The sequence below is a fragment of the Bariatricus sp. HCP28S3_A4 genome (genome assembly GCF_052066395.1).
In the GTDB taxonomy this organism is placed as follows: Bacteria; Bacillota; Clostridia; order Lachnospirales; family Lachnospiraceae; genus Allocoprococcus.
In genome coordinates, this window is the sequence record NZ_JBQHSE010000005.1 from 90361 (window position 1) to 112916 (window position 22556).

At 43.0% G+C, this 22556-nt stretch carries 24 protein-coding genes; 1 reads left to right on the plus strand and 23 read right to left on the minus strand.

Annotated elements, in window-relative coordinates; genetic code table 11:
- Positions 1 to 103: 103 nt before the first annotated feature.
- The 13 genes from ACTNBF_RS04305 to ACTNBF_RS04365 all read right to left on the minus strand — a co-directional run bounded on the left by ACTNBF_RS04305 (position 104) and on the right by ACTNBF_RS04365 (position 10911).
- Entirely contained in the window at positions 104 to 754 is a 651-nt protein-coding gene (locus tag ACTNBF_RS04305; RefSeq protein ID WP_441088816.1) for a hypothetical protein, read from the minus strand.
- Between the two features lie 165 nt (positions 755 to 919).
- On the minus strand, positions 920 to 1351 hold the full coding sequence (locus ACTNBF_RS04310; protein WP_427805751.1) for a putative ABC transporter permease: 432 nt from the start codon (positions 1349 to 1351) through the stop codon (positions 920 to 922).
- Between the two features lie 59 nt (positions 1352 to 1410).
- Positions 1411 to 2712 (minus strand): ATP-binding cassette domain-containing protein, encoded by a 1302-nt coding sequence (locus ACTNBF_RS04315; RefSeq protein ID WP_441088817.1) that lies wholly within the window; start codon positions 2710 to 2712, stop codon positions 1411 to 1413.
- Entirely contained in the window at positions 2709 to 3392 is a 684-nt protein-coding gene (locus ACTNBF_RS04320; RefSeq protein WP_441088818.1) for an ATP-binding cassette domain-containing protein, read from the minus strand. Before ACTNBF_RS04320 ends, ACTNBF_RS04315 begins: the two co-directional genes overlap by 4 nt.
- A 35-nt stretch (positions 3393 to 3427) precedes the next feature.
- The gene (locus ACTNBF_RS04325; RefSeq protein WP_441088819.1) at positions 3428 to 3832 is read right to left on the minus strand and encodes a hypothetical protein; all 405 of its coding nucleotides are present in this window, start codon (positions 3830 to 3832) and stop codon (positions 3428 to 3430) included.
- A 27-nt stretch (positions 3833 to 3859) separates the two neighbouring features.
- Complete coding sequence (locus ACTNBF_RS04330) at positions 3860 to 4264, minus strand: hypothetical protein (RefSeq protein ID WP_427820343.1); 405 nt, start codon at positions 4262 to 4264, stop codon at positions 3860 to 3862.
- Positions 4265 to 4311: 47 nt separating this feature from the next.
- Positions 4312 to 4974, minus strand: coding sequence for a hypothetical protein (locus tag ACTNBF_RS04335; RefSeq protein WP_427820344.1), 663 nt, complete (start codon positions 4972 to 4974; stop codon positions 4312 to 4314).
- Between the two features lie 90 nt (positions 4975 to 5064).
- Positions 5065 to 5703 (minus strand): RNA polymerase sigma factor, encoded by a 639-nt coding sequence (locus tag ACTNBF_RS04340; protein ID WP_427820345.1) that lies wholly within the window; start codon positions 5701 to 5703, stop codon positions 5065 to 5067.
- A gap of 278 nt (positions 5704 to 5981) precedes the next feature.
- Positions 5982 to 7439, minus strand: a complete 1458-nt coding sequence (miaB, locus tag ACTNBF_RS04345; RefSeq protein WP_427820346.1) for a tRNA (N6-isopentenyl adenosine(37)-C2)-methylthiotransferase MiaB — start codon at positions 7437 to 7439, stop codon at positions 5982 to 5984.
- Between the two features lie 23 nt (positions 7440 to 7462).
- Entirely contained in the window at positions 7463 to 7642 is a 180-nt protein-coding gene (locus ACTNBF_RS04350; protein WP_427805755.1) for a DUF4250 domain-containing protein, read from the minus strand.
- Positions 7639 to 8208: a DUF5662 family protein gene (locus ACTNBF_RS04355; protein WP_427805756.1), complete on the minus strand. Its 570-nt coding sequence runs from the start codon at positions 8206 to 8208 to the stop codon at positions 7639 to 7641. The genes ACTNBF_RS04350 and ACTNBF_RS04355 overlap by 4 nt, the downstream gene beginning before the upstream one ends.
- Positions 8209 to 8216: 8 nt before the next feature.
- A complete protein-coding gene (locus ACTNBF_RS04360; protein WP_441088820.1) occupies positions 8217 to 9947 on the minus strand; it encodes an alpha-amylase family glycosyl hydrolase in 1731 nt (576 codons plus the stop codon).
- Positions 9925 to 10911: a sugar ABC transporter substrate-binding protein gene (locus ACTNBF_RS04365; RefSeq protein ID WP_427805758.1), complete on the minus strand. Its 987-nt coding sequence runs from the start codon at positions 10909 to 10911 to the stop codon at positions 9925 to 9927. The genes ACTNBF_RS04360 and ACTNBF_RS04365 overlap by 23 nt, the downstream gene beginning before the upstream one ends.
- 126 nt (positions 10912 to 11037) lie before the next feature.
- On the opposite strand from ACTNBF_RS04365, the gene ACTNBF_RS04370 reads away from it, so the two are divergent.
- Positions 11038 to 11373, plus strand: a complete 336-nt coding sequence (locus ACTNBF_RS04370) for a DUF1292 domain-containing protein (protein WP_427805759.1) — start codon at positions 11038 to 11040, stop codon at positions 11371 to 11373.
- A 110-nt stretch (positions 11374 to 11483) separates the two neighbouring features.
- Here ACTNBF_RS04370 and ACTNBF_RS04375 read toward each other — a convergent pair whose 3' ends face one another.
- From ACTNBF_RS04375 to grdB, 10 genes are all read right to left on the minus strand, one after another.
- On the minus strand, positions 11484 to 13340 hold the full coding sequence (locus ACTNBF_RS04375) for an ATP-dependent helicase (RefSeq protein ID WP_441088821.1): 1857 nt from the start codon (positions 13338 to 13340) through the stop codon (positions 11484 to 11486).
- Positions 13341 to 13365: 25 nt separating this feature from the next.
- Positions 13366 to 14823 (minus strand): glutamate--tRNA ligase, encoded by a 1458-nt coding sequence (gene gltX / locus ACTNBF_RS04380; RefSeq protein ID WP_427805761.1) that lies wholly within the window; start codon positions 14821 to 14823, stop codon positions 13366 to 13368.
- 73 nt (positions 14824 to 14896) lie between these two features.
- Positions 14897 to 15403, minus strand: coding sequence for a threonine/serine exporter family protein (locus tag ACTNBF_RS04385; protein ID WP_427805762.1), 507 nt, complete (start codon positions 15401 to 15403; stop codon positions 14897 to 14899).
- Positions 15404 to 15418: 15 nt separating this feature from the next.
- Complete coding sequence (locus ACTNBF_RS04390; RefSeq protein ID WP_427805763.1) at positions 15419 to 16177, minus strand: threonine/serine ThrE exporter family protein; 759 nt, start codon at positions 16175 to 16177, stop codon at positions 15419 to 15421.
- A gap of 110 nt (positions 16178 to 16287) precedes the next feature.
- On the minus strand, positions 16288 to 17442 hold the full coding sequence (gene grdD / locus ACTNBF_RS04395; protein WP_427805764.1) for a glycine/sarcosine/betaine reductase complex component C subunit alpha: 1155 nt from the start codon (positions 17440 to 17442) through the stop codon (positions 16288 to 16290).
- A gap of 14 nt (positions 17443 to 17456) precedes the next feature.
- Positions 17457 to 18989, minus strand: coding sequence for a glycine/sarcosine/betaine reductase complex component C subunit beta (gene grdC, locus ACTNBF_RS04400; protein WP_427820384.1), 1533 nt, complete (start codon positions 18987 to 18989; stop codon positions 17457 to 17459).
- Between the two features lie 171 nt (positions 18990 to 19160).
- Positions 19161 to 19634, minus strand: coding sequence for a glycine/sarcosine/betaine reductase complex selenoprotein A (gene grdA / locus ACTNBF_RS04405; RefSeq protein ID WP_427805766.1), 474 nt, complete (start codon positions 19632 to 19634; stop codon positions 19161 to 19163).
- A 151-nt stretch (positions 19635 to 19785) separates the two neighbouring features.
- On the minus strand, positions 19786 to 20103 hold the full coding sequence (trxA, locus tag ACTNBF_RS04410; RefSeq protein ID WP_427805767.1) for a thioredoxin TrxA: 318 nt from the start codon (positions 20101 to 20103) through the stop codon (positions 19786 to 19788).
- Positions 20104 to 20128: 25 nt separating this feature from the next.
- Complete coding sequence (gene trxB / locus ACTNBF_RS04415) at positions 20129 to 21076, minus strand: thioredoxin-disulfide reductase (protein ID WP_427805768.1); 948 nt, start codon at positions 21074 to 21076, stop codon at positions 20129 to 20131.
- Between the two features lie 147 nt (positions 21077 to 21223).
- Positions 21224 to 22537: a glycine reductase complex selenoprotein B gene (gene grdB, locus ACTNBF_RS04420; protein ID WP_427805769.1), complete on the minus strand. Its 1314-nt coding sequence runs from the start codon at positions 22535 to 22537 to the stop codon at positions 21224 to 21226.
- Positions 22538 to 22556 lie beyond the last annotated feature (19 nt).

The following is a 22556-nucleotide window of genomic DNA, read 5'->3' on the forward strand; positions in this document are numbered from 1 at the left end:
AAATTTATGGAGGCATTTCAAGCAAAAGCTGAAATCGCCCCCACAAACAATGGACTGTTTTATCGAGAATCTGGATGGTTGTCCTTTTCTTGTTTTGATAATATTATTTAAGCTTAACTAAATAAATGTATGATGGATTCGTAACAGGAGTAATCACAGATATCTGGTTTCCGCTTCCCGGTTTTGTAGAAGAATGCCAGAAACGATTATCGGAAGAATCGTTTCCCCAGAAAAAACCGATGTGACAATCCGCACCGCTTTGGCTCCAATCCTTGGGATCGCAGAAAATGATATCTCCTTTTTCTGCTTTCCCACTATTAAGTAATTCTCCTACTGTTGAATACTGATAGTAGGTGACATTATATTTTTTGAAGTATCTCAACCAGTTGGAGGCATTGCAGTAACTTCCTCTAAGACCCATATTCCCGATTGTTTCCAGATTTGCTCCACACTTCTGGAAAACGAATACTACAAAGCCGGTACAGTTCATTCCGGGGTTATTGTTCGCATACTCACCATACGGGCGCATACATAATTTGAAATCTTTATTTGGGTTGAGTCCAACATATTTTGTATTCAAATAGTAATCATCAAATTGATGCATTATCAGTTCACTTACGATTGCGTTTGGGTTTACGCCAAGCTTACTGGACAGGCTGGATTTTGATGCGGATCCGCCCTGCTGAAATGCGTTTTCTGTGCTTCCCGGAGCGGACTGCCCTTTTATTCGGAGGGAAATCTGGATGGCTTCCATCCGGTGTACATGATATTTCTCTGCAAATTCAAAATTTTCAAAAAGATTCCAAGATTTTCCTCTTCATATTATCCCAATTATAACAAATATATGCATAAAATCAACCAATTCGACATGAACGGTCATGTTCACGACATAAACGGTTTAATGGAAAAATCAGAAATATCAAAGAATATGAAAATCCGGCTTTCTTTCCCCATAAATCCAATATGTCAATGTCCCGCCCAAAAGAATTCCAATCACAATCAGCCCGGAAAATAAGATCATAAACGGCACACAGATCTGCCCCCATAATTGAAACGGCTGGTCGCTATAGTCCCACACTTCAAGATGAAGCCATTTATTCACAATAATCCCTGTTATAAATTCCAGTGAAGTAACAAATACGACCGATCTGATGACCTGAATCCATAATGGCTCCGTCCACTTCATCGCCTGCCCCTGAAATGTACAGAAACAAAGCGCAAGTCCGCCAACCACAAACATACTCCAATGCGAAAAACCTCGCGTCACCATCTCAATCGTATAGTAAATCGTTCCGCCCAGTGCCCAGATAAACAACACTTCACTGATATATTTTGATCTTCTGCTCTTCATAAAAATCGCCCTCACTATGCAAATCTTCCTACATAGTGTGAGCGATTTTGGGAAAATTATTACAGCCGATATACATTTTCATAAAGCATTACATACTCTTCTTTCAAATGATGTATGATCAGAATTAAGGTAAGTTCCGGGCAGTTCAAAAGTGCAAGTTCGATTATCAATGCATTTTCCTGATCCAATGCAGATGTTCCTTCGTCTACGAGTAGAATTTTACGATCATGAATTAAAGCTCTGGCCACCGCTATTCTCTGTTTCTGCCCTCCGGAGAGATTCTTCCCGTTTTCTCCGACTTTGGTATCCAATCCTTCTGGAAATGTCCGAATATCTTCTTCCAGTGCGCTCATTTTAAGCACTTTATCTATCTCGTCTTCACAATACGAATCCCCCACTGTAATATTATTCCGGATAGAGGTATCGAACAGGAATACATTTTGTTCGATGTATGCCATCTGTTCATAAAATGTATTTATATCATAGCAGGACAATTCTTTTTTATCATAGAGGATACTTCCCTGATATCCCGTAAGCTGTCCGAGCATGAGCTTCAGTAAGGTCGTTTTCCCGCAGCCGCTTTTTCCTACGATGGCGTACTTTTCTCCTCTGCGGAAGGTCAGGTTTATATCTTTCAGGACCTGTTTTTCTCCATAGGAAAAGGACAGATTTTTCACTGTAATCTCGTTTTCTAATGCGGGAAGAACGGCCATCTCGCATATTTCTTCCGCTTCACTTTTCCATTCTCCTTTTGCAAAGTACGGGCGGGATCCTGCAATCTGTTCTTTTACCCTGTCCGTATAGCGTTCCAACGCTACAGATACATTGTTTGCATAGGTTTCAACTTTACGATTCAGTCGTCGGCTGATATAAAGAGAGATGCCGGACACCACGAGTGTCAGCAATAGAATTTCCCATCGTATAAAGAGAAGCGAAATTGCTCCGAGGATCAGTTTTAAAGCCTCATCCAAACAATTGTAGAATACTTGAAATCCCTGATTCTCCGCTTCCCGGACGTAATTCGTATACCAGGATAGATATTCTCCTGTATCTGTCTGATTCAGTTTATCGTATGGTTCCCTTATAATCTTATCGCTGATTTGATTTCTGAAATCCTGATTCATTTGAGCAATCAGATGTGCCTGGAAATTTTTGCGTATGTACAGAAGGAAACTGTTGAAAAATACCAGCGCCGCACTTGCCGACACCGCTATCATGACCATGATGAAATTTCCTTCTATAACCTGTTTACCTATGTACATCTGCACAAACGCCAATCCGGTCGTCACGCTGTTTATGATAAATAAAAGTAGAAAAAGAAGCAGGTTCTGCCATTTATATTTGATCAAGTATTTTTTCATGCCGGCACCTTCTCTCCCAATCGATAAACAGCTGTATAATTTTTCATGTCATCTTCATCCAGATGATGACTCACCAGAATCAGAGTAATATCAGGGTCTTTTAACAGTACTTCCTCGATTGCCTTTGCATTTTCTCTGTCAAGAGCAGATGTGCCTTCGTCCATGATCAGAATGTTCCTATTATATAGCAGTGCGCGTGCTACAGCAATCCTTTGTCGCTGTCCTCCCGAAAGATTCCTTCCGTTCTCACCTACATCTGTATCGAGACCGTCAGGAAAAAGTTTTATATCCTCGCATAATGCGCTCTTTTTAAGCACCTCCTCCAGTGCTTCCTCCGAAAATGTCTGTCCCAGTGTGATGTTTTCTCGAATCGTCGTGTGAAACAGAAATACGTTCTGCTCAATATATGCGATTTGCCCGCAGAAACTCTTGGGATCATAGGATGACGCCTCCACCTTGTCAAAGAGAATGGTTCCATCGTAATTTCCCAATTGTCCCAGAAGGAGTTTGAGAAGCGTCGTTTTCCCGCAGCCGCTTTTTCCGACGATCGCGTATTTCCCACCCACTTTGAACCGCAGGTTCAGATTCACAAAAACCGGATGACCCGGATAGGAAAATCCAAGCTCTCTCGTTTCGATTTCGTCTCTGATCGGCGGAAGCACTCTTCCATGCTCCGTCATACGTATCTGTCGATTGATTTTCTCGAAATATGGTTTCACCCGGCAAATGCAATCCGGATTTCAGAAAGTGACAGAATGGATTCTTTTACCTGATTGGTCAGGTTCCCTCCGCCGAAAAAAATTTCCGCCGGAATCACGCGAAAGGCACACATTCCAAAAAGAACCAGATTATTCACAAGTCCGGCAAAAGCATTAATTCCTTTCATTTTCAACGCCGCTTTTTCACGGGTCTTTACGTACCTGCATCTCTGCCTTTCCAGCTCCCTGGATGCCGTCTGGATATTTCCCTTAAAATCCATCTCGTGTCCGAATGATTTCAGAACATGTACTCCACCTACCTGCTCTTTTACCGCCTGCGTAAATGTCTCCCATCCCTTGGACACTTTCCCGGACTCTTCTTCCACATTTCCATGAAAATAGTGAGAAAACACATAAACCATTCCGGACGTCAGCAGCGTACATATTAATTATTTCCACTGGATCCGGGCAAGTACCGCGATACCGATGGTCAGTTTAATCACTGCGTCCACAGCAGAATAAAAATTCTGAAATCCCTGTGTTTCTGCTTCTTTTAAATCATTGGTGTACCAGGAGATATATTCTCCCGTGTCCGTTCCGTTAAGCTCTTCTGCATTCCTCTCTATGATCTGCCGATTGAGGCTTGCCCTTACATCCTGATTCATATGCGCTATCGTTCTGGCAGTCTGCACATCATAGATCCAGAACAGGAAATGCAGCGTCAGATACACGATAATTACAAAAATCATACATGCCACGATTCCCTCGAAATCTCCGTCCATCACCAGACGCGCCATGCGCATCGTAGTCAGAGTACTCGCTAAAAGAAGCAGATTCTGGAGTAACAACAGCATAATTATGAAAACATTCTGATATTTGTAACTTCTGATGAATGAAAGCATTATTTTTCAACTCCCATCCAGCATCCTTCTGCACCCACACCGTCTTCCGGCGGCACGAGCATTCCTTTTTCAATCAGAGCCTCCACGACCGAATCAATCACCGGAAGCGACACCAGCCGATTTGCAAATTTCCATTCACTCAGCAGATAATCCGGCACACAGTCATAAATCAGTTTTGCCATTTTGTCAGCGATGATCCTTGCCGTTTTTTCAAAACAGCCTTTTTCTAAACGTTGACTGATATCATATAATTTTTCAGAATCGCACAGACGATTAACGAGAATTTTCGTGTACAGCATTTCGCCTTCCCTGTAAAGATAGCCACACGAAACAGCCATCGCTGCATATTCCTTTTCCGCTTCTGTCAGCGAGCCGATATTCAGCCCGTCAATCGCCCGAAGAGCCAGCTGGATCGGGATATCATTTGCAAGATTAAGACCACAGTGGAAATGCGCTCTAACTTGTGTAGTGTAAATATTGTCAACACGAATTTTTGAGTATCCACATACATTTTCAGCATTCACGCCGTCCCAGCCACTTCCAAAATATTTCCCATTATCAATATAACCATAGACATAAAACGGCCGTTTCTTCTTTTGGATCCGAGAAAAATAGCGTTCTTCCATGTCTTTTTCAACATTTTTAATTAAAGAATCCACCATTGGAACAATCTGCTGCCAGAGTACCAGATTCTGATCGATTTTCCGGTTTAAATACGGAAATGTAAGATACTGTTCCTCATTGTCTTTATGTTAGTAGCACATGTACACTACATGCTTCGAAAACTGCCTTGTGCAAACCGTTCTGGGATCATTCCCGCATGGATTTCCCTCCCCCCAGATCACGTAATTGATTCTGTCAAGCACCACCGGTTTCGGATAAGTCTCTGTCATTTCTTTTACCTCGCTTTTAATTCTTTTTCTCGCCGAAAATAATCTTTGACGAACCGCCGTCTCACTAATATTCTGCCTGACGGCAATTTCCGCGGTTGATAAACCATCAAGATAAAACAGAATCATAACCTCCCGGTATGCCTTCGTCAGAAACGCAATCTGACGATACACCGCATCAAGCAGTTCTTCACTTTGATCGTTATCCTCTTCATCGGCAATAAACGGAAGTACCGTTTCAGAATCACCCTCGTAAAACATATCCGTATGTTTTCTTCGCCGATCCGAAAAATCAGCATATACATTTCGCGCAACTTTCCATATAAATGGATAAAGATTTTCAATTTCACCATTTGAACAGGCAGCCTTGATCAGCGCAAAAACAATATCCGAACATAGCTCCTCAGCCTCATAACTGTCCTTCGTTCTCGTGTAACAGAATCCAAACAGTTCCTCAAGCAGTTCATTGTCAATTATTCTCAGCAAATCTTGTTTCTTCATTTTTCTCTCCAAAGTGATTGATCAATACTTTCATATATATAGTCCTGCAAAATGTAAAAATGTTAGTAGGGACGGTTCTTTTGTCCCGACCATCGCCCTTTGGTCTGATCGACCTGTCCGTATCGTATTACATATGATTGGAAAAGGCAGAATTTGGCAAATTGTCAAAAGAGTGCTATGAAAAAAGCAGCCTTTTCAGATTCTTTCATTCTTCTGTAAAGACTGCTTTCCAATTCTCTTAGAATATTTCTTTTTTTCCGCTTACAAAAGCCAAAGGGCTATGGTCGTGGCAAAAGAACCGTCCCCAAATAATAGAATCCCTTCGCCTCATCCAGATGAACCGGTACGATTTTCCCAATCAACTCTTTATCCCCAGGGAAATGCACCAGCAGGTTATTGCTAAGTCGCCCGGTAACAAGACTTGGATCGTGATCGTTCACGCTTTCGACAAGTACTTCCTGAACCGTTCCTTCATGTACAGAACATACTTCCGCGGAGATTTCCTGTACTTCTTTCAAGAGTCGGTCAAATCGGTCTTTTACTACATCTTCCGGTATCTGTTCTTCCATCGCCGCTGCCGGTGTGCCTGTACGTTTGGAATAGATGAATGTAAAGGCGCTGTCGTAACGTACTTTTCTGACTACGTCAAGTGTTTCCTGGAAATCTTCTTCTGTCTCTCCCGGGAATCCTACAATAATATCGGTCGTAAGTGAGATATCCGGAACTGCGGCGCGGATCTTATCTACCAGTTCGAGATAGTGTTCTTTGGTATAGCGGCGGTTCATCTTCTGAAGGATCCGGCTGCTTCCTGACTGGATCGGCAAATGCAGATGACGGCAGATCTTCTTTGATTTTGCCATCACTGCGATCAATTCATCGGAAAGGTCTTTCGGATGTGATGTCATAAAACGGATCCTTTCCAGGCCATCGATTTTCTCAATTTCTTCCAGAAGCTGGGCGAAGCTCATCGGCTCATCCAGTGTCTTTCCGTACGAATTAACATTCTGTCCAAGGAGCATGACTTCCACAACTCCGTCCGCGACCAGCGACTCGATTTCGCGGATAATGTCTTTGGGATTCCGGCTTCTCTCGCGTCCGCGCACATACGGTACGATACAGTAGCTGCAGAAATTATTGCAGCCGAACATGATATTAACGCCTGATTTAAAAGAAAACTTTCTCTCACTCGGCAGATCTTCTACGATCTTATCTGTATCCTTCCAGAGATCGATCACCATTCGTTCTGATTCAAAACGCGTCACGATTAATTCCGCGAACTTGTAAATATTATAAGTCCCGAAAATCAGATCCACAAAACGATAGCTTTTCTTGATCTTCTCGACCACTTCCGGCTCCTGCATCATGCATCCGCAAAGTCCGATAAACATGTACGGTTTCTGCTTCTTTACACGGTTTAACTGCCCCAGACGTCCATACACCCTTGTGTTTGCGTTCTCGCGGACAGTACAGGTATTAAAGATGACGAAATCAGCCTTCTCCTCGTCCGGCTCCTCCACATACCCGATCTGTTCCAGCACGCCGACCAGCTTCTCGGAATCTCTGGCATTCATCTGACAACCAAAAGTGGTCACGCAGAACGTGAGATCTCTCCCCAGTTCCCTGCTCTTTTCCTGCACATAATGCCTTGCTTTGGCCATAAAATAGTATTGACGCTGCGGCTCTTCTACCGGCGGCTGCTTTGTCAAATCAATTTCATCAAAATTTATATCAAACATGTTATTATCCTTCCATAATCCTGTTATATGAACTGATTCGTTTCCTCATCATAGCGATAGTCGATCTGTTCCAGTTTCTTTTCAATCATTTCCCGATCCACTTCCATATCCTCACACAGCTCATCCAGCCCGGAATATGAGTCTCTCAGTTTCATGTTGATCACACTCAGCAGGATCATCGGATCATTTGGCAATGATATCATCTCCTACTCCTCCTGTTCTTCCCCATATTTTCATAATCGTGCGTCTTCAGCACCGTATTTTTAATATAGGCAAATGTCTCCCTTTCTCCCTTCTCGGCAAGCATATGCAGCAGTTCTTCCAGCAGTGCCCGAGTATCTTCATGAATAAGCTGTCCGGCAATCCCATTGTCATAATACTGAAGGGGAGAAGAATCCGTATAATTCTCTTTCATATATACTTTCGATGCCGCAATCCGATCCATAAACATCTCAATCACATATTTTTTCGGCATCTTCATACCGGTTAGTCCCGGTTGTTCTAATCCATAGTCGATCCAGTATTCATAATGATGCTTATTGCGTCCTTTATGATGTAGCCAGGCCGTCGAACAACCGGTTATTTCACGCTCCGCATTGTTCGGGCTTCTGGTTCCCTGATAGTATCTGCATCCCACAAGGAACTCAGACGGCATATATTTGGACATATCATGCAAAAGCCCCTGACGGTACAATCCTACCCGGAAACAATTCTTCATAACCAGAATTTTATGATTTGTAATGGTGCAAAAATGCTGCCAGGCTTTCATATTTCCTCCTACTTCACAATGAATACTTTGATGGTACGTTCCTCTACTTCCACACACTTTGCTTCTTCAATGAGTACCGGTTCTTTCAATACTCCATCATCCGTAGAAGCTGCAAGATACCAGTGTTTACCCTTTGGAAGTGCCGGAAGCGCAAAAAGATGCGAAACCCAGTGCATATTATATGCAACATAGCAGCTTTCCTCCTCGTCGCTGCCGTGATAGAATACACCGATCTGTCTACTTGAAACCTCGGAGGATGTCTGCCATGCGTTTTCACTGTGATAAGAGATATCCGGAATTCCGCAGCTGGTACTGTCAATTCCCATCATTTCATGTTCCGGATGCAGCACCTTATGTGCCTTGCGGAAAGCGATCAGATCTTTTACAAACTGATGCAACTTCTCTTCTTTTTGAAGTTTGCTCCAGTCAAGCCAGGAAACCGGATTGTCCTGGCAATAGACATTATTATTTCCCTTCTGGCTGTTCGCGAATTCATCACCTGCAAGAATACAAGGTGTTCCCTGTGCAAGGAGCAGGAGGAAAAATGCATTATAGATCTGCTTTCTTCGCAATTCCACGACAGAGCGTTTGCGGGTCGGCCCCTCTACGCCACAGTTCCAACTAAAATTATAATCCGGTCCGTCCTGATTCTCCTCTCCGTTTTCTTCATTATGTTTTTGATCATAAGAAACCAGATCATTCAGAGTGAAACCTGTCTGTCCGGTGATATAATTAAAGGTCTCTTCCTCTTCTGACTGATGTCTCAGCCACCACATGACCCCCGGAACCATACCCTCGTCTCCTTTCAGGAAGCGGCGCATGGTATTCTGGAAATCATCCATTTTCTTCATGATCTTGGTACCATAGAGAACAGGATCGTTGATCAGAGACTCTCTGTCTATAATACATGGATTGAGAATAAACCCATCAATATGATATTCCATCACCCAGAAACGAAGACATCCCAGAATCATCATTTTCGGAGTATCTCCCGTAAAAGGCATTTCAAGGATCAACTCCACATTCTCCGAATGAAGAGTTTTAATCAGATTCTTCAGTTCTGTAACTTCCTCTTTGGCAGCATAGGAGCTCTTAGGAGCGAAATAATACCCTTCTCCGTATCCCCAATAATTCAGGTAGGATTTATTCTCCTCAAAATCATATATTGGCATTACATGAATCTGATTCACTCCAAGATCCTTTAAATATGGCAATTTCTCCAGAACACCTGCAAAAGTTCCCTTATATCGCACCTTTGAAGAACTGTGTTTGGTAAAGCCACGAACATGAAGGCTGTATGCAATCACTTCATTTTGTGCCAGATGAGGCCTTTTATCATCCTCCCACGGAAATTCCGTATCAATGATCCGGGCACGGACTTCATGCTGTTCTATATTTCTGGCTTCACCCCAGACTTTACGTCCCGCAAAAGCTCTTGCATAACTGTCAATTACGATTTCTCCGTCAACTCTGTAATTATATTCATAAGCTTCAGCTCTTGGTATACGAAGCGCAATACAGCGAATCAGCCCGGAAGAACCCGTTTCCTGCATGTCAAATATCTGCTCCGGAACCTTCTTCCCCTTTTTATAAAGAAGGAGCTCACATTTTTTTCCAGAAGGAACACATACCGAAAAATTCACATTTTCGCCGCGCACTGTACAGCCCTGCGGCAATGGATAACCTGTTGTTACTTTTATCATCATCTTCTCCTCTTTACTGCCATCCGTCAGCACCATACATTTCTACATTATCTGCATCAATAAAAAAGACATCTTCATAAATCGCCTCTTCATATTTTTCCCCATTTAAAATGGCAAATGCTGTTTTTGCGGCATCTTTTCCTATATTAATAGGGGATTGACCACTTGTCCCCCGAATCAAGCTCCCCGGTTTCAAAAGCTCTTTTTTGAGATCGGGTGAACCGTCAACACCATAAATCATGATATCATGCAATGCTTCCGTATGAGCTGCCACCAGCGCACCAAGTGCGATCTGATCATTTCCGCACATGACCGCCGTGATGTCCTTATGCTCAGCAAAGATCTGGTTCGCCGCTTCTCTCGCCAGATTGAGATCCCCCTGCGTATCCATGCGAGCAACCACTTCAAAGCCTTTATCCATAATCGCTTCCTCAAATCCGGTAATGCGCTCATTGACCGAATTCTGAGTCGGACTTTCCAGGATCGCAACCTTTCCTCCTTCCGGACATTGCTTAATCAGATTTTCTCCACAAATATACCCTGCATTATAGTTGTTGGATCCTATAAAAGCATCTACATAATCCATTTCCTTTACTTCTGAGTCGATATTAATGATTTTGACATCCGCTTCTTTCAGATGTTCCAGCGCCGGTGTGATTTCTTCCCATTCGACCGGGCACAGAAAAATGGCATCGATTCCCTGCTCTATCATCTCATCGATCTGTTGAATCTGCGTATTCACATTCAGCTCCGGATCCATCGTAATCATCGTGCACCCTTCATTCTCCACATACTCACGAAGCGACTGCTCCAGTGTAATAAAATAAGGATTCTCCATTGTGATACAACTGAACCCAAAGGTATAAGACACCGTTTCCTCCTGATCTTCTTCCGGCTTTATTGCATTATCCTCACTGGTCCCCACATTTTTCTTACAACCTGTAACCATCATACAACACATAAGAAATGTAAGAAACAGTGCTATTTTTCTCTTATACATACCAAACCTCCCTAAACCTTTCTTTTATTGTAACTTTTTTATCGTCAATGTCAATAGTTTTTCCCCTTGCAAATCCTTGCATAGTCTGTTAGAGTGGAAGTATCATATGAAAGGAGAAGCCGAATTATGGGACATAATCATGAAGGCGGAAATGAAGATAACGATCTTCTTGAAACACAGGTAGTCACGATTACTCTTGACGACGACGAGGAGATTGAATGCTCCATCATTACTACATTTGAGGTTAATTCAAAAGAATACATTGTACTTCTTCCATTAGACGAGAACGGGGAGAACGAAGACGGCGATGTATGGATTTATCGTTTCATCAGGGATACGACCGGTGGAAACAATCATGATCTCGAAAACATCGAAGATGATGATGAATACGAACTTGCTGCGGATGCATTCGATGAATGGCTGGACGAGCAGCAATTCGAAGAGTTTGGTATTGATGACTAGAACCGTCTGTTTCAATCCATTAAATGAAAGAGTCTGGCATGCCAGGCTCTTTCCTGCTCTATAGAAAACTGCATTTTTAAAGAGATAAATATCCGGTGAACATCGTGTTGTCAAACATGTCTTCCCAGAAGCTCTTCTACAAACCGGGAAGCTTTGACTGCATTCCCATTTTTTTCTGTTATATAAGAAATTGTAAGATGCTCCTTTGCTCTTGTCATTGCAACATAGAACATACGTCGTTCTTCTTCCATCTGTTCTGGTGTCACCGCCTTCTGATAAGGCACTTCTCCCTCATTGGCATGAATCAGAAATACAGTCGTAAATTCCAGACCTTTCGAGGAATGCATCGTCATTAACTGTACCTTTTCAGGATCTGCCGACTGTCGATTTCTACGAGCTTTCTCCTGCTCTTCCAGATCAGCGGTGTATGTATCAATATGACACATCCAATCCTGAAAGGTACGATAGGGCTTGCATCGTTCTTCCAGTTCGGTCATGACTTCAAGCAGAGTATTCCAGGGAACTTGATGTTCTTTCGCATATTCTTTCAGAAATGTATCGTAACCGATACGCTTCCTGATATACTGGATCGCCGAATAGGGCGTCATGTTCTCCAGCATTTTGATATCAACCTCAAACTGGTCAATGATGTCCTGCATCCATTCTTTATCCAGATAAAATCTTCGCAGATCTTCAAATTCCACTCTGGCACCATCCATACTGTTTCTGGCAAGATATCGCACTGGCCTGTTTGCAATCATCAAAAACCAGCGTCTTTCCCGATTCCCGGCCGCAAGCTGCATATAAGCGATCATATCCCGGACAATGAAATGATCATAAAAATTAGGAATATGTTCTTTCATCTCAAACGGGATCCGGTATTCATTCAGGATCTCCGTCAGCATCCGCGCCTGAATTCCGGCACGGAAAAGTACTGCAATCTCTCCCGGCTTCTCACCAAGATCCAGATGTTTCTGAATCTCACCTGCCACATATCTGCTTTCTTCATTCTCATCCAGCACTTCCTGAACATGGACACTTTCTCCTTTTCCTTTCGATGACTGGACCCTTTTATAGAATCTCGACTCATTATGCAGGATCACCCGCGATGCGGCACCTACGATAAACTCGGTAGAACGGTAATTTGTTGTAAGCGGAATCTGCCTGATATTTGGAAATTCCTGCTTCATGTAAAGCATAAGTTCAGGCTTTGCCCCACGGAATCCATAGATAGATTGGTCATCATCCCCTACAACAAACAAATTGTATTCAGGAGCAGCAATCATCCGAATCACCTCATACTGCACTCGGTTGATGTCCTGAAACTCATCGATCAGAATATATTGGAAACGTTCCTGCCACGCTTTTAAAATGTCCGGACGTTTCTGAAACAATGCATAGCACTGAACCAGCATATCGTCAAAATCAAATTTCTTTCGTTCTTTTTTCTTTTTTTCATACTGGCGGAACAAAAGCGTAAATTCTTCCTGATTTAAATATTGACTGTGAAAGTCCTTCAAATGGAGAAGGCTGTTCTTCACGATTCCGATTTCCTGCATCAATTCATGTGTCAGTTCTTCATCGTCTTCCGGTCCTTGGAGTGATTCAAGTTTCAGTTCATCCATTGCCTGTTTCAGGATCTCAAGTCCTTCCTGCTCGGCAAGCAGATTCGAACCGTTGATGCCATAAGCACATTTCAGTATCCCATAAAAAACACTGTGGAAAGTTCCGAACGTGACCGGATAATGCTTTCCTTCGGTCAAAGAAGTAAATCGTTCTCTCATTTCACGCGCAGAAAGCCGTGTAAATGTAATCACAAGTATCTGACCGGGATCGATTCCGGCCTCTTCAATCAAATACCGGATTCTTCTGGTTATGGTCAGTGTCTTACCTGACCCCGGCGGTGCAATCACCATACATGGCCCCTCCAGGTGATGTACCGCCTCTTCTTGTCCTTTGTTCAGCATTCACCAAAACCCCTTATTATATTAATTATTTACTCAGCATTTCAATTGCTTTTCTGATTCTGGCACAGGATTCTTCTCTTCCAAGTATCTCCATCAGTTCGGTCGCTCCGCCCGGTGTGTTCTGTTTACCGGAAACCGCCGTTCTGACAGGCCACATTACATAGCCGTTCTTACAACCTTTTTCTGCCACATAATCCTTCAGAAGACCGTACAGCGCATCATTACTGTAATCGTCCCATGCTTCCAGACGCGGAAGCAGTTCTTTCAATACCTCAAGAGAAGTCTCTTCATTCGTTTTCATCTTCTTGTGACAATACATAGCCGTATCATATTCCGGAAGTTCTTCGAAGAAATCAATCTGCTCTGCGATATCCGGGAAGATCTCAATTCTACTCTTAACAAGTGCAGCAATCTTCTTCAGATCATAATCTTTTGTAATAACTTTTCTGATATATGGTTCAGCCATCTCATAAAAGGTATCGAAATCCATAGCTTTCAGGTATTCACCATTCATCCATTTCAGCTTTGTTGTATCAAAAACAGCCGGCGATTTACTCATATGATGATAATCAAATGCCTCCACCAGCTCAGGAAGAGAGAAAATCTCCCGGTTATCCTGTGGACACCATCCAAGCAGTGCAACATAATTGACGATTGCCTCACTCACATATCCCTGATCTAACAGATCTTCATAAGAAGAGTGTCCACATCTCTTGCTAAGCTTCTTATGGTTTTCATCTGTGATAAGCGGACAATGTACATAAATCGGAACTTCCCATCCGAACGCCTCATAAAGACGATTGTATTTCGGTGCAGACGATAAATATTCATTACCTCGCACGACATGTGTGATTCCCATCAGATGATCGTCAATGACATTAGCAAAATTATAAGTCGGATATCCGTCTGATTTAATCAGAATCATGTCATCCAGCTCGGCATTCGGAACGGTGATATCTCCATAAATCTCATCATGGAATGTCGTTGTACCTTCTGTCGGCATATTAATACGAATAACATAAGGCTTTCCTGATGCAAGATTTTCCTCAATCTCTTCCTTACTGAGATGCAGGCAATGTTTATCATAGTTTACAATTTCAGTACCTTCAGAAGAAACAGAAGTTTTCAAAGATTCCAAACGTTCTTTATCGCAAAAACAATAATAAGCATCTCCCTGTTCGATGAGCTGTTTAGCATATTTCAAATAAATGCCGGACGCATTACGCTCGCTCTGAACATACGGTCCATATCCGCCGTCTTTGTCCGGGCCTTCATCGTGAACAAGCCCAGTTTTCTCCAGCGTACGGTAAATAATATCCAGTGCACCTTCCACAAATCGTTCCTGGTCCGTATCCTCAATACGAAGCATAAAATCGCCATTCTCATGCTTTGCAATCAGATATGCATACAATGCGGTTCTAAGATTTCCAACATGCATACGTCCGGTAGGACTCGGCGCAAATCTTGTTCTAACTTTACTCATAATCGGTTCCCTCTCTTTATCTTAATCTTTTCTATCTTTAAATGTCCCAAAATATACTACCACATTCCGATTTTTACTTCAAGTGGGCATCGTTACTTCCCTCTTCTTTTCGAATGTATTTCATGGAATTCTGCTTCCATTCACCCTTCTGGAACGAATAAAAAACAGTATCTATAATAAAGATTGCCAGCGCAAAAACCCCCGCAATCTGAAGCGTCTGAATCAGATAGTACCCAGTCATTTTCTCATTTCCTTCCAGTATATAATGGACGATCCGGTACATGCCGGCTCCCGGTACAGTCGGCAAAAATCCTGCAATCAGAAACAGAGTGACCGGAGTCTTAAATATACGTGCAAAAATATGGGATATCACTGCCACTACAAGTGCAGAGATAAAAGATGAAAAAACAACACCCAATCCATTCTGAATGCAGATCAGATACACCAATCCTCCTGCCGCACCAACACCCCCTGCATGAAACAAATACTTTTTTGGAGTATCAAGCAGTACGGCAAAACCGTAGATTGCCAGAAATGCTCCGGAAACCTGAATCATTATTCTAAACATCTCTCGATTCATAACTGTCTCCTCCTTCTAATAACTCCCCATAATTGCCAGACCGATACCAATACCGATAGCAATTCCTGCCGCCTTGATGAATGCTTCCAGCATTCGGGCAATGCCTGAAAGATAATCGCCTCTAAGTGTATCTCTCGCTGCATTTGTGATTGCCATTCCCGGAACAAGCGGCATGATACAAGAGATGATTACAATATCAATATCCATTCTGCCGCCAAGCATGATTTTCATAACTGCACTTGCCATTGCAATGCCCATAGACGAAAATACGTCTTCTATAAAAGCATGGACCTTAAGATCACGCACTGCTTCGATACAAAATGCGAGAAATGCGCCTACAATCAGCGATGACACAACCTCCCAGATTCCTCCTCCAAAGAAAAGGGAGAATCCCACACAAACAGCAACCGTTGCAATACTATAGGAAAAACGGCGATATTCTTTCTTTTTCAGTGAATTCAGCTCCTCATATGCCGCCTGCAAGGACAATTCTCCACCACAGTAACGTCTCGAAATATCATTAACCGAAACCACACGGCTCAGATTATTTTCACGGCTTTCCACACGCTTCACAAGCGTCACAACTTTCTCACCCTTCACCTTCACAGAAGCTGTGATTCCTGTCATCACGACCAGTACTTCTGACATTTCCAGATTATCTGCTGTCTTTAAAATATGGTACATGGTATCTTCCACCCGGTAAGTCTCAGCTCCGCTGCAGAGCATCAACTCACCTGCAGACATCGCTGTTTTGATTAGCAACTGTAAATCCATACTACACTCCTGTCTCCCCAATTACCCAGCTGATCTAAAAACTACGAAAGGAGACGCAGCAAAAACGCTACGTCTCCCAATATTATACGTTATTTCCATCAATTAATCAACTAATTGATATATCCTGCCTTCTTCAGCTCTTCTTCTGCTTTCGCAAGATTTGCATCAGACACACGGATGATCGGGCCTGTACATCCCATTCCGCTCTCTGCGTAGATGTTGATCTTCCAGAGTGCTTTCACCGCATCTTCAAGATCCATAACTTCGATTCCAGGAATCTGTGCTGTTACGATTTCCTTCGGCGGCTCTTTTACTTCTTCTTCTGCAGCTGCAGGTTTCTGTGCTGCCTTGTGAGCATCCAGAATTTCCTTCAGACCAGCTTTCTTAGCTGCTGCAAATTCAGCTTTTGCTACTTCAAATACTTTTCCTCTTACGAGCTGTGCTGCGTAACGGATTGCATTTGCAATAACCGGAGCGCCAGATGCACGGGATACGATCATAACGAGCTGTTCATATCCTTCTCCGATACCAGGTCCATAACCAAATCCGGTTGCTTCGAAGCTTCCGCCTGTCATGAAGGATGAAAGCATCTTAACAAGGATGTTACCGGTCAGGGAATCTGTTACCATGATGTCCGGAGCTGCCTGAAGAACATCGTTTCCTCTCATAACGCATCCGCCGTCTGCACGGGTAGATTCAGCAAATGTGATATCATATCCGTTTTCTTTCAGCTGTTTCAAAGCTTTTTCTGTCTGACGTGCACCGTCAACATTCAGAATACCAACTGTCGGATTCTTTTTACCGCATGCTTTCGCTGCGATGATTCCGTAGATCGCATTCTTGATCATTCCTTCAATACGGTCTGTGCTGGATGTACCTGTTGTGTTAGCAACAAACATCTCTTTCGCCTTTGCAGGTGTTACACAGCGTCCAACGGTAGAAACACCGATCGGGAATGGGAAGTGCATCGTTACAGCAGCGTCAATTTCTTTATTTTTGAGCATTTCTTCCATCTTATCATGGCCTTCTTCGTCGTTAGCCACTTTAACGGTCGTAACACCCTCTGCTTCTAACGTACCGATGTAGTATACATCGATTCCGTCTTTTGCCGCCTCAATTGCAGCTGCCATAGAGTTTTCTTCTCCATGCTCGCTGCCCATACCGGTCAGAGCAATTTTCGGACGTTTTCCGAAGCTTCCGGTCTCCAGTCCTTCTGCCATGCTCATGAAGGTCTCGGCGATCATTTTTTCAATTCCACTTGCCATAATCGTCCACCTCTCTATTCTGCCAGCATTGATGCAGCAAAGTCTTTCATAGCTTTAGCGATTAATCCTTTAACTTCTTCTTCAGAAACTCCGCTGTTGTCTTCTGCTCCGGTATTAGCCTGGATTACAAAAGAAACACCGTCAAACAGGTTGGTCATACGTCCAAGGAACAAGCTTCCTTTTCCGATAATCATTGCATTCTTGATCTTGCCTGCAAGAATATCTTCTCTTGCAAATCCGATGTACGGCACACCTGAAGGAATGTGTCCCTGTGTCGGAGCCCATCCTGTAAGTCCGTGCTCGGTTGCAAAGCTTGCAAGCTGTTTCTTGTCAAGGTCACCACGCTTAACAGCAAGTGCACCGATCATCTTGTAGTTAGCAAGCGGTACATCTCCTGCTCCAGCCGGTTTTGTGATATCCGGGTTCTGCATTTCCGGAGAGAATTTATCAATATCAGTAATCTTCATTCCAGCTCTTTCCAGAGGATCAGCTACAAGGCTTCCGATAACGTTCTGCGGAGCACTTCCTGTTCCTACTGTATGACGTCCAAGGATATCAAGGTTGATTTCCGGGTTCACACCATCGTTTTCAGCAATGATTACACAGAATCCGCCAAGGCAGTCTTCCAGGATCGGAAGGCCTTTCTTAACATGGTCTTTACCGTTCATACCAAGTTTAGCAGTACATCCGCCAGCTGTAACAGCTACGCATTTGTATGCTCCAGACTTAACAAGAGCTGCTGCTTCAATCAGTGCATGAGAAGGTCCTGCACAGAATCCACGAGAGTCAGATCCGGTAGCATTCATAAGACCCGCAACTTCAGCTGCCGCCTTAGCGAAGTTACCGCCACCTCTCTGGTTCATATCACCACATGCTTCCTCAGCACAGTCGATAACATATTGAATATCTGTCTTTTCGATACCTGCATTTCTTACACCATATAATAATGCAAGAACGCTGGTAGCTTTGCTCATGATATTTTCATGCATAACATGTGCAGAAAGGTTTACATCGATATCATGTGCTCTCTTAACGCATCCAACAAGCTTTCCGGCATGGTAAATACCTTCAGCATGCTCTTCGTTAACAAACTGTTCAATTTCAGAAAGTTCAACGCCTTCTTCAACTTTAGCAACAATATCTTCCGTGATAATCGGATCAGCTGCGAAAGCTTCTTTGTGAGCTGCAACAAACTCTTTGTCAAGTTTAACAACTTCGAACATATCGCAGGTCTGAGCTAAAAGAATGAATTCTTCTTCCGGCATAATCTCGCCGTATTTTCCATATCTTTCAGCGCCTTCTTTAACTTTATCATAATAAGGGAACTCTACCTGAGCCAGTTCATCCGGATGTGCATTTCCGATATATACCTGGTTCGGCCAGTAGTTTACGCATTCTTCATAAGAACGAAGATGACTTTCTAATTCTTTTAAGTATTCTGATTCTGGATTCACAACCCGCTCTGTTGTCTGAGTTGTTCCGTTGTATACTACCATCTGCGGAGTATGTGCCAGAACATAGCTGGCTCCTTTAATTACACTGTTCATCGCAAGTGTCCACCTTTCTTAAAGATATCAGATAAATATGCCCCCGCCATTTATCTGACTATATTTCCTCAAATTAAATGAATTCAAGGATAGACTCTGTAAAGCAAAAGCGATGAGGTAAGTATTTACCTCACCGCTTTTTGAAATCTAAGACGCCGTCAAAGATTCTTCTTATAAATACTTACAGTATTCGTCACGGATAGCTGACATTTCGCTTACGATATCATCAACATCAAGTACCATTTCCATCATACCTACCTGTTCATCGTAAACTGCTGGGTCAAATTCTTCCTTCAATTCTGGTTCACATACGTGATATGTCGTAAGTCCAAGCTGGACTCCTGTCAATGGACCTGCAAAAGTCGGGTCACCTGCTGTTACAGTCTCAGCTGCAAGACCTGCAGCTTCACCTTCAGCAGCACCTACGATTACGACTACGTTTTCCGGGCCGTATTCTTCAGCGAATTCTTTTACCCTCTTCTGATTTTCAAGATCCATTGCGCCTGCGCTTGTTCAGACGAAACATTCTGTTGAAGAAAAAACAACTTCTCCTCCGGCTGTCTTAACGCATTCAGCGATAGCCGGTCCTGGAACACCATCACGGTCACCAATAATTACAACTTTTTTACCTTCTAAAATTGCCATGATGTTTTTCCTCCTTCCCTTCATTTTATTTTTTATTAATGAAATGCAAGCCAATTGCATTTCCGTAAAAGCCCGATGGCTTTGTACGCATTTTCGCTTGTTTACCGGTTATTCCCGGTCATTTTGCCGATCAAATCCGGCGTTCAAAAAATTAGATATATTTTTTAATCATTGCTTCGATGCTTTCCTGAGTAGCATCTTCTTTAACAACTTCTTCTATTTTCTGTCCATCTTTGTAGATAGCCATTACCGGAAGTCCTAAGATCTGCTGTCCGATAGCAAGACGACGAGCTTTTGTAGTATTCAGAGATGTGAATTTCAGCTTATCGCCATATTTGTCTGCCATTTCATGTACGAACGGCATAAGAGCCTGGCAAGGTACACATCCATCACCGAAGAAATCTACAAAAACGTAGCCTTCTGCTTCAAGTACTTCTGTTTTAAATGTATTTTTATCTACTTCTAACATTGATCTGTTCCTCCTCGAAGTCTAATTATTCATGTTCGTTAAGATATTTTTCGCACTGAGTAGCTGCGATTGCTCCGTCAGCAGCTGCAGTAACAACCTGACGAAGGCTCTTTACACGTACATCACCTGCTGCGAATACACCAGGAATATTTGTATGCATATCAACGTCTGTCGGAATATATCCTCTTTCATCAAGCTGAAGAGGAGTTCCTTCGAAGATCTTTGTGCTTGGCAGAGTTCCGATAAATCCGAATACACCAAACATTCCGTCTTCTTCATCTGCTTCAATCGTGGTAACTTCACCAGTCTTAACATTCTTAACTTTCATCCATGAAAGAATGCCTTCACCGCCGACTTCTTCTACAACGGAATCCCACATAAAGTGAAGTTTTTCGTTCTTAAATGCTTTCTCCTGAATGGACTTAGCTGCACGAAGTTCATCACGTCTGTGAATGATCGTAACTTTTCTTGCAAATTTTGTAAGATACATAGCTTCTTCAACAGCTGAATCGCCGCCGCCAACTACGAATACTTCAAAATCTTCAAAGAAGTTTGCGTCACAGGTAGCGCAGTAAGAAACGCCCTTGCCCATGAATTCTTTCTCGCCTTTGCATCCGATCGGTCTTGCAAAAGCTCCTGTTGCGATGATTACTGTCTTTCCACAGTACTCACCTTTTGCGCTTTTCAGCTTCTTAACGTCGCCTTCAAGCTCAACCGCATTGATGACATCTGACACACGCTCAACACCGAATTTTTCACACTGCTGTGTCATTCTGGCGATAAGAGACGGTCCGCTCTCACCTTCAACGATCTGTCCAGGATAGTTTTCGATATCATCTGTAATAGCGATCTGTCCGCCATCTTTGCCTTTTTCTACTACTAATGTAGAAAGACGGCTTCTTCCTGCGTACAGACCGGCAGCTAAGCCTGCCGGTCCTGCACCCAGGACAATTACGTCATAAATTTTACTCATAACGCATTTCTCCTTCACATATTTTTAAGATTATCCGATTCGTCACAATAACTAAGTTATCGCGATTACATCCCATCTATTTACATTATACCACACAATTTTAAATCATACTAGTATTTTGCAAATATTTTTTCTTAACAATTATGCTTATTTGTCAAAGATTGTCTGATCTTCAACTTCTGTTGTCAAAGCATTTAATGCTTTCATAACAAGGTCTTTACGAAGTGCATATTCTTCATCTTTATCCAGAGCCGGATTTCCAAGTGGATGAGGAATAGCAATTGTAGGAACGATTCTGTTAGCTCCAACTGTCATAGAGATTGGAGTTACAGTACACATATGAACTACCGGAAGTCCTGCTGCTTCAATAGCTTTTACCATCGTTGCACCGCAACGTGTACAGGTACCTCAAGTAGAGGTCATGATAACTGCATCTACGCCGTCAGCGATCAGTTTCTGAGCATATTCGTCAGCGAAAGCTTTAGCAGAAGCAACTGCAGTACCATTACCAACTGTTGTGTAGAACTTGTTGTGTAATTTTCCGATAACGCCTTCTTTTTCAAGTTCGCGGAGTACGTCAACAGGAAGTACACGGTCAGCATCTTCATTAGCGTATACCGGATCGTATCCGCCATGAGCTGTCTCGTATGTCTCTTCTGTCAGATCCATAACACCTGTGATATCGTATTCGCCATAGTGAGAAGCATTTGAACTTTCGATATGGTCCGGATTTCCCTTCGGTACGATACCGCCTGATGTACACAGAGCGATTGTAGCTTTGCTGAGATCTTTAACAGCCGGGTTCGGAGCAACTCTGTCGAATGTCGGCATCGGATACTCTGTTTCGTACGGTTTTCCAGCAAGTTTCTTAAGAAGCATTTCAACTGCTCTCTGAGATCCACGTTTCTTCTCGAAGAAGTTTACACGGATTCCGTTCGGCATATAGCCTTCTTCGCAGGAAGCACCGATTGGCTCGCCTTTAGCAAGTTTCAGAGCGAGTGGAGCAAGTTTGCCAACCGCATCTCTCATACCAGCTGCGCTGTTCTTTGTAGAAACCATATATACTTTGTTTTTGAACATATCAGCGCCCGGGTTCTCAACATACATACCGGTCACTGCAGGAATTCCAAGTTCTTCCTGAACTGCATCTGCGATGGTACCGCAGGCTACACCGTAACGTCCAGCGTTGAAAGCTGGTCCAGCTACGAATACATCCGGAGCCTGTTCTTTAACCCATCCAAGGATATCAGCTTTTGCTTTTTCAAGATTTTCATTGAAGTAAGAGTCACCGCAAACGATCGTAGCAACGATTTCTGCTTCCTCTCCAAATTTCTGTGCAAGTGCCATACCTGGTCCTACTACTTCGCCAACACGAAGTTCAGCCGGGTAATCAGCTTTTTCTTCTCCACCGATATTAGCGAAGAACTGATTGATATAATGTACAACTCTAAGTTTACTCATTGTTTTACGTCCTCCCTTC

Coding starts and splice junctions, on each gene's coding strand:
- ACTNBF_RS04315 (WP_441088817.1), bottom strand. CDS start 2,712: ATGAAAAAATACTTGATCAAATATAAATGGCAGAACCTGCTTCTTTTT.
- ACTNBF_RS04305 (WP_441088816.1), bottom strand. CDS start 754: ATGGAAGCCATCCAGATTTCCCTCCGAATAAAAGGGCAGTCCGCTCCG.
- ACTNBF_RS04375 (WP_441088821.1), bottom strand. CDS start 13,340: ATGCTGAACAAAGGACAAGAAGAGGCGGTACATCACCTGGAGGGGCCA.
- grdC (WP_427820384.1), bottom strand. CDS start 18,989: ATGAACAGTGTAATTAAAGGAGCCAGCTATGTTCTGGCACATACTCCG.
- ACTNBF_RS04365 (WP_427805758.1), bottom strand. CDS start 10,911: ATGTATAAGAGAAAAATAGCACTGTTTCTTACATTTCTTATGTGTTGT.
- ACTNBF_RS04385 (WP_427805762.1), bottom strand. CDS start 15,403: ATGAATCGAGAGATGTTTAGAATAATGATTCAGGTTTCCGGAGCATTT.
- ACTNBF_RS04330 (WP_427820343.1), bottom strand. CDS start 4,264: ATGCTGTTGTTACTCCAGAATCTGCTTCTTTTAGCGAGTACTCTGACT.
- ACTNBF_RS04335 (WP_427820344.1), bottom strand. CDS start 4,974: ATGGTGGATTCTTTAATTAAAAATGTTGAAAAAGACATGGAAGAACGC.
- grdD (WP_427805764.1), bottom strand. CDS start 17,442: ATGGCAAGTGGAATTGAAAAAATGATCGCCGAGACCTTCATGAGCATG.
- ACTNBF_RS04350 (WP_427805755.1), bottom strand. CDS start 7,642: ATGATATCATTGCCAAATGATCCGATGATCCTGCTGAGTGTGATCAAC.
- trxA (WP_427805767.1), bottom strand. CDS start 20,103: ATGTTAGAAGTAGATAAAAATACATTTAAAACAGAAGTACTTGAAGCA.
- ACTNBF_RS04390 (WP_427805763.1), bottom strand. CDS start 16,177: ATGGATTTACAGTTGCTAATCAAAACAGCGATGTCTGCAGGTGAGTTG.
- ACTNBF_RS04360 (WP_441088820.1), bottom strand. CDS start 9,947: ATGGTGCTGACGGATGGCAGTAAAGAGGAGAAGATGATGATAAAAGTA.
- ACTNBF_RS04355 (WP_427805756.1), bottom strand. CDS start 8,208: ATGAAAGCCTGGCAGCATTTTTGCACCATTACAAATCATAAAATTCTG.
- ACTNBF_RS04320 (WP_441088818.1), bottom strand. CDS start 3,392: ATGACGGAGCATGGAAGAGTGCTTCCGCCGATCAGAGACGAAATCGAA.
- ACTNBF_RS04325 (WP_441088819.1), bottom strand. CDS start 3,832: ATGGTTTATGTGTTTTCTCACTATTTTCATGGAAATGTGGAAGAAGAG.
- ACTNBF_RS04340 (WP_427820345.1), bottom strand. CDS start 5,703: ATGAAGAAACAAGATTTGCTGAGAATAATTGACAATGAACTGCTTGAG.
- trxB (WP_427805768.1), bottom strand. CDS start 21,076: ATGAGTAAAATTTATGACGTAATTGTCCTGGGTGCAGGACCGGCAGGC.
- ACTNBF_RS04370 (WP_427805759.1), top strand. CDS start 11,038: ATGGGACATAATCATGAAGGCGGAAATGAAGATAACGATCTTCTTGAA.
- ACTNBF_RS04310 (WP_427805751.1), bottom strand. CDS start 1,351: ATGAAGAGCAGAAGATCAAAATATATCAGTGAAGTGTTGTTTATCTGG.
- miaB (WP_427820346.1), bottom strand. CDS start 7,439: ATGTTTGATATAAATTTTGATGAAATTGATTTGACAAAGCAGCCGCCG.
- gltX (WP_427805761.1), bottom strand. CDS start 14,823: ATGAGTAAAGTTAGAACAAGATTTGCGCCGAGTCCTACCGGACGTATG.